This is a genomic window from Aeromonas sp. ZOR0002, from assembly GCF_963866995.1.
GTDB classification, from domain to species: Bacteria; Pseudomonadota; Gammaproteobacteria; order Enterobacterales; family Aeromonadaceae; genus Aeromonas; species Aeromonas caviae.
On sequence record NZ_CAWMFQ010000150.1, the window covers coordinates 22,358 to 33,083 of the forward strand.

At 53.2% G+C, this 10,726-nt stretch carries 9 protein-coding genes, 1 tRNA gene and 1 pseudogene; 6 read left to right on the forward strand and 5 right to left on the reverse strand.

Annotated elements, in window-relative coordinates:
* Nucleotides 1–150 precede the first annotated feature (150 nt).
* The 4 genes from AACR77_RS09125 to AACR77_RS09140 all read left to right on the forward strand — a co-directional run bounded on the left by AACR77_RS09125 (nt 151) and on the right by AACR77_RS09140 (nt 3,717).
* A complete protein-coding gene (locus AACR77_RS09125; RefSeq protein WP_139739520.1) occupies nt 151–810 on the forward strand; it encodes a hypothetical protein in 660 nt (219 codons plus the stop codon).
* A 624-nt stretch (nt 811–1,434) separates the two neighbouring features.
* Entirely contained in the window at nt 1,435–2,100 is a 666-nt protein-coding gene (locus tag AACR77_RS09130) for a hypothetical protein (protein WP_139739521.1), read from the forward strand.
* Between the two features lie 323 nt (nt 2,101–2,423).
* On the forward strand, nt 2,424–3,071 hold the full coding sequence (locus AACR77_RS09135; protein WP_139739522.1) for a hypothetical protein: 648 nt from the start codon (nt 2,424–2,426) through the stop codon (nt 3,069–3,071).
* A 295-nt stretch (nt 3,072–3,366) separates the two neighbouring features.
* The gene (locus tag AACR77_RS09140) at nt 3,367–3,717 is read left to right on the forward strand and encodes a hypothetical protein (RefSeq protein WP_042878175.1); all 351 of its coding nucleotides are present in this window, start codon (nt 3,367–3,369) and stop codon (nt 3,715–3,717) included.
* A gap of 482 nt (nt 3,718–4,199) precedes the next feature.
* Here AACR77_RS09140 and AACR77_RS09145 read toward each other — a convergent pair whose 3' ends face one another.
* Nucleotides 4,200–4,826, reverse strand: coding sequence for an HAD family hydrolase (locus tag AACR77_RS09145; RefSeq protein WP_042878177.1), 627 nt, complete (start codon nt 4,824–4,826; stop codon nt 4,200–4,202).
* A gap of 164 nt (nt 4,827–4,990) precedes the next feature.
* Between AACR77_RS09145 and AACR77_RS09150 the strand changes: the two are divergent.
* Nucleotides 4,991–6,354: pseudogene (locus AACR77_RS09150) on the forward strand (MDR family MFS transporter).
* Between the two features lie 104 nt (nt 6,355–6,458).
* Here the strand turns inward: AACR77_RS09150 and AACR77_RS09155 are convergent.
* From AACR77_RS09155 to yqfB, 3 genes are all read right to left on the reverse strand, one after another.
* Complete coding sequence (locus tag AACR77_RS09155) at nt 6,459–6,845, reverse strand: DUF1622 domain-containing protein (RefSeq protein WP_010673839.1); 387 nt, start codon at nt 6,843–6,845, stop codon at nt 6,459–6,461.
* 61 nt (nt 6,846–6,906) lie between these two features.
* Complete coding sequence (locus AACR77_RS09160; RefSeq protein ID WP_042878178.1) at nt 6,907–7,827, reverse strand: alpha/beta hydrolase; 921 nt, start codon at nt 7,825–7,827, stop codon at nt 6,907–6,909.
* An 87-nt stretch (nt 7,828–7,914) separates the two neighbouring features.
* Nucleotides 7,915–8,247, reverse strand: a complete 333-nt coding sequence (yqfB, locus tag AACR77_RS09165) for a N(4)-acetylcytidine aminohydrolase (protein WP_042014549.1) — start codon at nt 8,245–8,247, stop codon at nt 7,915–7,917.
* Between the two features lie 270 nt (nt 8,248–8,517).
* On the opposite strand from yqfB, the gene AACR77_RS09170 reads away from it, so the two are divergent.
* Entirely contained in the window at nt 8,518–10,350 is a 1,833-nt protein-coding gene (locus AACR77_RS09170) for an SLC13 family permease (RefSeq protein WP_042878180.1), read from the forward strand.
* 243 nt (nt 10,351–10,593) lie between these two features.
* On the opposite strand, the gene AACR77_RS09175 is transcribed toward AACR77_RS09170, so the two are convergent.
* Nucleotides 10,594–10,677: transfer RNA gene (locus AACR77_RS09175), tRNA-Leu, on the reverse strand.
* Between the last annotated feature and the right edge of the window lie 49 nt (nt 10,678–10,726).

Sequence of the window (10,726 nt, forward strand, 5' to 3'; positions counted from 1 at the left end):
GAGTCAATTATCAACTTGAAGATGATGGCTCATCAACTGAATTTGGAGTAATATCCAGGGAAGGAAAAATCCACTTTGAAGAAGGCATTCGCCAACCAGAGTATGAACTGCCAGATCAAAAAAGGCCAAACAATATAGGTTTGTATGGATATGAAACTGACAGAATTTAGTTTGTGGGCATTTAAACTTGAACTTGGTTTGGCACGAAAGTTCACGCTGTTCAGCAGATGTGTTTGTGCCCATTTTGAGCGCCACTTTGATCCTATAGAAACAGATGGTGTTTATAGGGTTGTTGTAAAACTTTGTGGGCCAGATGAAAGAGTTGGTACCACTGAGTTAAGTAGCTCAGTGATTAAGTATTATAAGACGTTCGATTATGACTATTTTGAGGGGTTGAATATAATCGCCAAGAAAAGGTTTCTTCTTGATGCACTATACAGCTCACTTATTTCATTGTGCGATATGGAAGGATGGCCGAAGAGCCCCTTTCATGAAGCGTACGAGATGGTTGTTCGAGAAAATTTTGTCAATTTATACACAATAAAACGTAAGTTAAGTCGGAATAAAAGCATGTCAGCTGAGTTGGTTGGAAGTCATGATGAAGAAGCGTTTAACTGTTTCATTGTGATAAAAGATAATGATGGTAATGAGCTTCTTAATGAACACCTTTTCTCTGAAGAACCGGATGAGTTTTTATTTAATGCTCGTATTGGTGATATTAGATGGGTTGACAAAACGACTGTTCGGTATCAATCAAAGGATAAGAAAGAATTAGGTCTGTTTGATATTGGAGATGTAACCTCCGATTAAATGACATTGCAAAGAGTTACGATGATTGTGCAGATATAGCTATCGCTAAAGTAGTTCACGAAAAGAAAGATCACTGTGATTATGGCAAGATGCCTCCGTTTCCTATTCTAGGAAGCGAGAATCGAGTTGGTTGGGTGTAGTTGAAAATCTGGTTGATGCCTGACTCTATAGCATTCAACGTGATATATGAGTCACTGCTCTTGAGTAGTATCGGCAGAGCTTCGCTCTCGCAGGGCTGGATTCAGGAGCCAAGATGCTTCATATTGGTTTCATCGATAAAGGCTACCGAATCAACGGCGAGTGCTGCTAAAGTTGCCACCAAGACAGAAGGTGCTGCGGGGGGAAAAAATTCGACATCCCAAGGATGTAAAGCGGCTTAAGCCAAAGAGACAGACCTTTCGAGCTACTAAAAGATGTGCAAAAACACCGACATCGCAAACACATTTAACCCATTTAAAGGTCTTCCCGCGGATAAGTTAGGTACGAGAAGAACTGCGATAGAGTATGACTTTGGTGACAGCTATAAAGTTCAATATCATCCCGAAGACCATAATTTATCCGATGTAAGTGGATATAAAGAAGCGCATTTAAATAATGGTGGTAAGGGGTTAATGAGTAACTATCATGAATATTAACACTATGAATAAACTTTTTTGTGATCATTGTATGGTGAGTGATGATGACTATGAGTTTAATCGGTTTGACAAGTCGTCTCTGAAAGACACTGTAAGTGTTACTAAAATCTATGTAAACGGTGAGAGTTATTCGGCATGGAAAGACTCTGCACCTATAATATTGAATTATATAGAGGATAAATATCTTTCTAAAAAAATAGATATATATTGTTTTATCGTTAGCCCTTCTTGGAGATTGGACTCTCGTATTGTGCGATACAATGGACTAAGTAGGTCGATAAATAAACTTGTTGATGGACAACCATTGAGCTTTATTCTCGAGAGAACAGTTTTTAGTGATAATTACGTAATCTTTTATGGTGTCGCTAGGCTAACACGGGAAAATGCTAAATTCATATTGAATTTTATATCTGAGAGTGAAAGTGGTATTTTGTTTTCAAAAGAAATCGTTAAAGAGACCGTTCATGATGGTGATTTTACTCTGTTGATAGATGAATTGTCGTCTCTTATATCTAGAGAAACTAAAACATCTACTTTCAACCTAAATGTAGTCGATGCCATAAAAGTAATTTTGAGTCGAGGGAGTCACGCTATTTTCCCTTATGCTTGGGAAGAGACCGGTGACTATCATCTGGATGTATTTAACAATGTTTGATACGGTCTATGTATATTATAGGTGCACATTGGTAATGTCGGATACATCATGATTTTATATATGATCCCTCATAGAGTAATATTCTATTAAAGTTGATGTGAGTGTCAAAATCAACACCAAGGCTACCGGATCAACGGCGAGTGCTGCTAACGTTGCCAGCATTACATAGGAGGTGACGAGGGTTGCAAAGAAGGTGCGTTGCAACATGAGATTTTGGCTCTGGAATAAATACCAGAACGGTAAAATCAGTGATAATACTGTAGGTCATGAACAGGACCCATGGCGATCATGACAATAGATGGCCCACTTGAATGACAAGGCTGGTGAAGACATTGATGACTAATATTAATGTTGTATGCACGTTGGACGTTTCAAGAGAAAACGAAACGTACAATCTCAGTGAAATTTCTCAAATGGTTAATTTGAAGGTAGTTGCCGCTCGATGGCAGATTTCTTCTCGAAATCGCCTTGAAGCGCGAATTATAGTTTTAAGGTTTATTTTTAGTCTTATTGTTAAAAAAATACCTGGATTTAAGTTGTGGTGTGTTGTTGGTGACTCAGTTTGGCAAAGTGATACACGGATTATAAGGCACAATAAACTTTTTAAGAGATTAAAGGAACGAGGGGTAGAGATAAGCCACGCAGCTCACTTTTTGGAAGAACTTGTAGAATCAGATGGAAAGTTGAAGTTATTTGGTGCTGCTCAATTATCTGAGTTGTCAATTGAATCAGTGGTGAGTTTGATGGAGGAGGAATCATGCTCCTATCTTATTGCTGTGCCAGAAGAGTTTGAAGTTCATGCGTTAATATGCCGAGGGTGGAATGCTAGTGAATTGATAGATACAAGGTTATTGTGCGAGATTGTTAAAAGTAATGGTCTGGTTCTTAAAATGGTTGGTGCCTTTGATGATCCAGAGTCAGGGTTCGTCGGAATAGGGACGCCAGAGATGGTGAAGGTGTTAGTTGCGTAAATTTATAAGAGAGTCAAGGAAGAGAGCAGGGTACTGATATAATAAATAAGAAAGGTATGGTGACGGGCTTCGCCTTTGTGGGCACCAGATGTGCGAATTTTTATACAGAGATATGGGTAGATCTAAAATCTTGACTGTGTGGGTAGTCGAGATTTTGTGAAGAGAGTATGCAGAAGTGTATTTATTTATATTTTTTAAAATGTTCATAAATATAGGTAATAATATCGGAAAAATCAGAACTTTTCTTAAAGATGATGTTAGGTTTTTTGGGTGGTGTCAAAATTAGGGATTGATTATGTCATATCGTGATGCACTGAATGAGGCTATTCAGCATTGGAACTCAGACTTCATAGAGGATGAGTGGTTTTTTGAAAAGTTTAGAGATGATGCCATCGGCAAAATGAGTCCATCTGAAGCATTTTGTTTTATAAATGAAACTATCGAATTTTTAATCAGAGAAGATGATGAGTCTACCGCTTGCGAAATATTGCAAACGATTATTGGTCTTGCAAGAAAAAGCCAAACAACTGAAGTGCCGAACGCTCTTGTCGAGAATAGGGAAGTAATTGAAAGCCAGTTTTGTCAGAGAGGTGAGTACTCAAAAGGTAAGCTTGCAGAGCTGTTTAGGTATTATAGAATTTCGTGATGGAATGATGAACCATCAACCTTTCATAACGAGAAGCAGTTTTCTGAGTGGTTGACGAAAATGTAAGGGAACGTTTTGAGGTTATCTGGTTTGATGAACATTAAAATACTCATTATTTTCCAGGGATTTAGACGCATTTTATAGTGCGTGTGGTGGTGTGAAGTTATTTTGGGTCGTGACTATGTCATGGAGAATGTTAGTCTGGATAGGTTTGTTTTATCTAACCTACTAATACTGCCAGAAGGATGGGGTACAAGACGTACCTGGCCATGCAAGTTCAGATGACTGGTATATCATCGCGAAAGCAGGGCCTTAAATAAAATGTCGATTGACCTATATAAAAGTTGTATGGGTACAATGAGCACAGGTCTAGGTATCATCCGCATCACATGGCCTTGAGAACATCAAGCTAATGATTCGAGATATAGAAGCGCCTCCTTTGTGGAGGCGTTTCTATTGGTGGTCAGGAACGTTTACCCATACTAGCGCGGGTAAAGTGCGCCCTGATCGGCCAGCAAGGTGGTCATGCCGGCGGCCTTGCCCGCCTGAATGCCTATCCGGGTGTCTTCAAACACCAGGCAGTTGGCCGGGTTGGCGCCGAGCTGTTCGGCCACTTTCAGGAAGGTGTCCGGGTGGGGCTTGTGATTGACCACATCATCGGCACTCACCAGCACGGAGATGAAGGCATCGAGCCCGGTCTGACGCAGGATGTACGCCGCATGTTCCCGGGTTGAGCCGGTGCCTATGCCCATGGGCACCTTGCCGTGGTACTGCCTGACCAGCTCCCACATGGCGGGAAACACCCGGACGTCGTCGATCCGTGCCAGGTAGAGGGCCACCTTGCGCCGGGCAAAGGCTTCCACGTCGATGGTCAGCCCGTGCTGCTCTGCCAGCATGGTCACTATCTTGCGGGTGGGGATGCCGCCGTACTCGTTGAGCTGTGCCCGATCAAACGGCAGGCCGAACTCGGCACTGGTGATTTCCCAGGCATCCAGGTGCAGAGGCATGGAGTCCACCAGGGTGCCATCCATGTCGAAGATCAGGGCGTCGTACTCGTCGAATCGGGGCTGTTCACTCTGGTGATGATCGCAGGGGGATGACTGGGGCATGGGGGGCGTCCTCTTCGGCAAAGGCTCACCCTAGCAGATCCGGCTTGCAGATGTCGCGACCTTCATCATGGTAGGCAGTGGTTTTGACCATCGGCTAATGATTTATGAGACAATAATGTGCCTTGCACCCCCTGTGCCGATATCTCACATGAGCGAGCCTGCCTATGTCCCCCAAAACCGTCTTCTCGAGCGTGGCCCTGGTGATCGCCCTGGGCTCACTGGAAAAGAGCATCGTCACCACGCCCTTGCCCATCATAGGGGTTGAGCTGAACGCCGGTGTCGCCCTCACCTGGGTAGTGACCGCCTATCTGTTGGCGGCCACTGCGGCCCTGCCCATCTATGGCAAGTTGAGCGACATGTTCGGCCGGGTACGCATGCTCAACATCGGTATCGGCCTGTTTCTGGCGGGATCCGTGGCCTGCGCCCTGGCCCAGGATCTGCCGACCCTGCTGGCCGCCCGCGTACTGCAAGGGTTGGGGGCGGGGGGCTGATCGCGCTCGCCTTCACCGTGATCGCCGACTGTATTCCGCCACGGGAGGTGGGCAAGTATCAAGGGTATATCTCGGCGGTCTATGCGGTCTCCAGCATCGCAGGCCCGCTGCTCGGTGGCTATTTTACCGAGCAGCTCAGCTGGCGCTGGATCTTCTGGATCAATCTGCCTCTCGGTGCCATCGCCCTCTGGCTGGTGAACCGCAATCTGGGTCACCTCAATGTGCGTCGCCACAGCCGCTTCGACTGGAAGGGAGCGGCACTGCTCATTACGGTCACCACCCTCACCCTGTTGCTGCTCTCGCCGGAAGCGGCCTTGCCCGCCGTCTGGCTCGCGGCTGCGCTGGGGGTTGCCCTGTTGCTGCTCGTCCTGGCTGAGCGGCGGGCGCACGACCCCATACTGCCAGCCCACCTGGTGCGCCTGCCGGGTTATCTGGTGAGCGTGCTGCTGGCGCTGGCCTCGCAGCTGCTGATGTTTGCCGTGCTGGTCTACCTGCCGTTGCAGATGCAGTGGCAAAAGGGGATGAGCGCCAGTGACAGTGGCGAGATCATGGTGATCTTCATGGTCTGCATCACGGCGGGGGCCTTCGTCGGCGGCAAGCTCATCGGTCGCACCGGTCACTACAAGCGTTTCGTGGTGGCAGGTTTTGCCCTGGCAGCGCTGGCCCTGTGGCAGATCCACTTCGACCTCTGGGCCAGACTGGGACTGGGGTTTGCCGGATTGGGGCTGGGTCTGGTGCTGCCGGCGCTGTCGGTGGTGGTGCAAAATGCCCTGCCGCGAGAAGATCGCGGCATCGGCATGTCCCTGTTCAACTTCGGCCGGGAGCTGGGCGGGGCGGTCGGTGTCGCCATCTGGGCCGTGTTGTTCCATGCCGCTCTGCCAGCAGGCAGCAGCCCCAATCTGGCCAGCCTGAGCCCGGCCGAACTGGCACCCGGTTTCAGCGCCACCTATATCGGCATGGCGCTGATCGCCACCGCCGCCCTGCTGGTCACCTTGCTGGCATTGAAGCGCCACGAGCTGGCCAGCAAGCACGCCTGATGGTTGCTGTCGGATACAAAGAGGGCTCCCTGCGGGGAGCCCTCTTCATGGGATCAGGCTGGTGCCTTTCCTTCCGTGTCGTGGCCTTGTGCCACTCAGGCCGCTCATCGGGCGTCGGGGCGGGAAGGTGACCTGACAGGCTCGGGTTGCTGGCGCTCGGCCTGGGCATCGAGCTCCTTGCCGAGGAAGTAGTTCAGGAAGGTGCGGATGACCGCGATGATGGCGAGGCGCACCAGCTCCTCCTTGCTGGGGGCCACCGTGGTGGCCAGGATGTCGGCGGCGAGCTGGAACTCCAGCGCCAGGATGAGCCAGCTGCCGAAGCAGAGGCGGATACGGGGAAAGCCGGGCTCGTGATCCCGCACTCTGGCCGCCAGCCAGAGGGTCTTGCCAAGGCCGATGACCACGCATGCGATGGAGATGATCTCCAGCAGCAGCTGGAACAGCTCCACCCCGTGCATCATGCCCTCTTTCAGGCTCGCTATCTCGAACACTCGGGTTACCTCCCTGATTCAAAAGAGACACTTTTAACACGGCTTGGGGGCCGGTTCCAACTCAGAGTCTTCTGAGCATCATGGCTATCTGGTCGATGAGCTGACGAGCGGCAGGGCTGATGGCCGCCAGTTGGAAGTAGCCATGAATGACGCCATGCTGCCGCTGGCAAGTGGCATCGACGCCAGCCTGCACCAGCTTGCCATACAGGGCTTCCCCTTCGTCGCGTAGCGGATCATATTCCGCCGTGACGATATGGGTCGGCGGCAATCCTGACAGGGCGGGATGGTGGAGCGGGCTGGCTTCGGGATGGCAGGGGGGCAGGCTGCCCAGGTAGGCGTGAAAACCGCTTGCGAGCATGTCCCGGGTGATGAGGTAGTCGTCACCGAGATCGCGGTAGCTTTGGCTCTCGCAGAGGGCATCCAGCATGGGATAGAGAAGCAGCAGGGCCTTGGGCAAGGGGGCGTTGGCAGCCTTGAGCCGCAAGGTGGTGATCAGGGCGAGATGACCCCCTGCACTGTCGCCGGCAATGGCGAGACGTGCCGGATCCCCATGCCATTTCTCCACCTCGGCCATGATGGCCCGCGCGGCGGCCAGCGTATCATCGTGAGCCGCAGGATAGGTGTGTTCCGGGGCGAGGCGGGTGTGTACGGCGAAGATCAGGGCACTGGCCCGGTTGCACAGCATCCGCATCTGGCGATCGTGGGTCTCGAAATCCCCGCTGACAAAACAGCCGCCGTGAAAATAGATCAGCACCGGATACGCGGGGTCCGGTTTGTCTGCGGGCCGATAGCAGCGGATGGCGTGGTGATCGGCCTGCCACTCTTCAATGGCGCCCACCTCTTCCCGCTCACCGCCCAACAGGGCAGAGGCTAGGTAGCCGTCACGGCGCGCCTGCCAGCTCAGCTGGCTCGCCTTGGGACGACCTGCGGCGATGAAGTCTGCCACCATGGCTGCGATGGCCGGTTCGAGTTGTTTTTCCATAAGACACCAATGACTGTATATAAAAACAGTCATTGTGCGCTTTTGGCCCGTGAGCGCAACCGGCGTTAGCTGAGGCAGCTCACAAAATCAGGCTTCAATCAGCACGAATTCAATCACATAGAGGGGCGGCAGTGCGGGGTAGATATCGCGGATCACATCTTTAAGCTCGGGGAGGGTCATGTTCTCCTGACGGGCGTGCTCGTCGCTCAGCGCCTCGAAGGCGACCGCCTTGACCGAGATGACTTCAATGGTGCCAAAAGGCTGGTGTTCCGGGTTGGTGAACAGGGCCAGGCGCTGGCCGGGCCGCCAGTTTGCCTCGCTCTCGTCGCGGATGGTGATGGTCTTTCGGCCAGCCTGGATGTCGGCGACAAAGCGGCTGAAGAAGGTGAATGCCGGGTAGGCCGGGGTGTGCTGGGTCATGTCGTCTCCGAAGGACAAGGGGTGAGAGGGCGGCTCAGGCCGCGGCGGGCCCATTTTAGGAGGGGCGGGGGGAGCGTGCAGCACTTTTTACCCCGACATGTGAAGGGCGACCGACTGCGTTCACGGACCGGTAAAATGGCCGCAACTGAACCTGAATGTGAGATGATGCGGTCTCCTCTTTCTTGATGTGTAACAAATCAGGGGGACGGGCTCTGTGGTCTGATGGCGTCCGAGGCCGGCCGTGGTTGACGTTGAACAAAAGGAGCAAGTGTGAATTCCGAGTTGATCTGGGTGCTCAGCATGCTGGTGGGTGCCATTCTCCTGTTTATTACCAACAAGGTACGCATGGACGTGGTCGCCTTGTTGATCATCATCCTGTTCGTGTTGAGCGGCACCCTGACCCTGCCGCAGGCGCTGGCAGGATTCAGTGATCCCAACGTCATTCTGATTGCCGCCCTGTTCGTGGTGGGGGAGGGGCTGGTGCGTACCGGCATCGCCTATCAGGTGGGAGATGCCCTGGTGAAGGTGGCCGGCAGCAGTGAAACCCGCATGCTGGTGCTGCTGATGGTGGCGGTGGCGACCCTGGGGGCCGTGATGAGTTCGACCGGGGTGGTGGCCATCTTCATCCCCGTGGTGCTGAGCGTGGCGAACCGGATGGGGATCCCGGCGGGCAGACTGATGATGCCGCTCGGCTTTGCCGGCCTTATCAGCGGCATGATGACGCTGGTGGCAACCCCTCCCAACATGGTGGTGAACAGTGAACTGATGCGCCACGACATCCAGGGGTTCGGCTTCTTCGGCTTCACCCCCATGGGGGTCATCATTCTGGGGATGGGGATCCTCTACATGCTGCTGATGCGCACCTCCTTGGTGCGTGAAGGAGAGGAGGGCAAGGGCAAGCAGATGGGACGCAGCACCATGCGGGATCTCATCCGTGACTACCGGCTGGCGGGGCGCGCACGCCGACTGGCGATCCGGCCCGACTCCCCCCTGATCGGCCAGACCCTCGACGAACTGCAATTGCGTGCCCGCTTCGGGGCCAACGTCATCGGGATGGAGCGCTGGCGCAAGTTCAGGCGGGTGATGGTCAGTGTCACCGGGGTGACCGAGTTCCAGGCCAAGGATGTGCTGCTCATCGACATGTCGGATCCCGAGGTGGATGTGCGGGAGTTTTGCAGCGAGGCGCGGCTCGAGCCCATGATATTGCGCGGGGAGTATTTCTCCGACCAGGCGCGGGAGGTGGGCATGGCGGAGGTCTCCCTCATCCCCGGCTCCCGGCTGCTCGGCAAGAGCATCCGCGAGGTGACCTTCCGTTCCCGTTACGGCCTGAGCGTGGTGGGGATCCGCCGGGATGGAGAGGCGCTGACCGGCAAGCTGGTGGACGAGGCGCTGCAGATGGGGGATACCCTGCTGGTGGTAGGGAACTGGAGCCTCATTCGTCAGTTGCAGACCCATCATCGCGATTTTCTGCTGCTGGGCCTGCCTGCGGAAGTGGACGAGATGGCGCCGGCCCGCAGCCAGGCCATCCACGCCCTGATTGCCCTCGGGGTCATGATAGTACTGATGGTGACGGATCCCGTGCCCAACGTCATCGCGGCGCTCATCGCCTGCCTGCTGATGGGCAAGTTCCGCTGCATCGATCTGGAGAGTGCCTACAAGTCCATCCACTGGCCGACCCTGATCCTCATCGTGGGCATGTTGCCCTTTGCCCTTGCATTGCAGCAGACCGGCGGGGTGGATCTCATCGTCGGCGCGCTCATCTCGGCGGTGGGGGAGATGGGCCCCAGGGTGATGCTGGCCAGCCTCTTCGCGCTCTGTGCCGTCATCGGGCTCTTCATCTCCAACACGGCGACGGCGGTGCTGATGGCGCCCATCGCGCTGGGGACGGCCCATCAGATGGGGGTATCGCCTTATCCCTTTGCCATGACCATCGCCATCGCCGCCTCGGCAGCCTTCATGACGCCGGTCTCGTCGCCGGTCAACACCCTGGTGCTGGGCCCGGGCAACTACAAGTTCATGGACTTCGTGCGCATTGGCGTGCCCTTCACCTTGCTGGTGATGGTGGTGAGCGTCATCGCCATCCCCTGGTTCTTCCCGTTCTGACGACAGCAAACGATATGGCGGCCTGCGGGCCGCCTTTTTATTGCCCGCAGTGCTCTGCGAGATGAAAAGGGCGGCATCACGCCGGAGCAGGGCATTGCGCCGTCGCAGAGGAGAACACAAGGCTTAGCCGTTGATACATGCGGGGCGTTGCAGGCGCGCGATGGCATGGAGAGGGGAAGAAGAGCGGCAAACGCCGGATACAAAAAAACCAGCATGAGCTGGTCTGTTTGGTACTGCTTTCGATGGTGCGGAAGGAGAGACTCGAACTCTCACGCCTAGGGCGCCAGAACCTAAATCTGGTGCGTCTACCAATTTCGCCACTTCCGCAAGAATAATGGTGGCTATGACGGGATTCGAACCTGTGACCCCCGCATTA

Excerpts from the sequence above, each read along its gene's own strand:
- AACR77_RS09125 (WP_139739520.1), top strand. The coding sequence starts at position 151 with ATGAAACTGACAGAATTTAGTTTGTGGGCATTTAAACTTGAACTTGGT.
- AACR77_RS09130 (WP_139739521.1), top strand. The coding sequence starts at position 1,435 with ATGAATATTAACACTATGAATAAACTTTTTTGTGATCATTGTATGGTG.
- AACR77_RS09140 (WP_042878175.1), top strand. The coding sequence starts at position 3,367 with ATGTCATATCGTGATGCACTGAATGAGGCTATTCAGCATTGGAACTCA.
- AACR77_RS09145 (WP_042878177.1), bottom strand. The coding sequence starts at position 4,826 with ATGCCCCAGTCATCCCCCTGCGATCATCACCAGAGTGAACAGCCCCGA.
- AACR77_RS09160 (WP_042878178.1), bottom strand. The coding sequence starts at position 7,827 with ATGGAAAAACAACTCGAACCGGCCATCGCAGCCATGGTGGCAGACTTC.
- yqfB (WP_042014549.1), bottom strand. The coding sequence starts at position 8,247 with ATGACCCAGCACACCCCGGCCTACCCGGCATTCACCTTCTTCAGCCGC.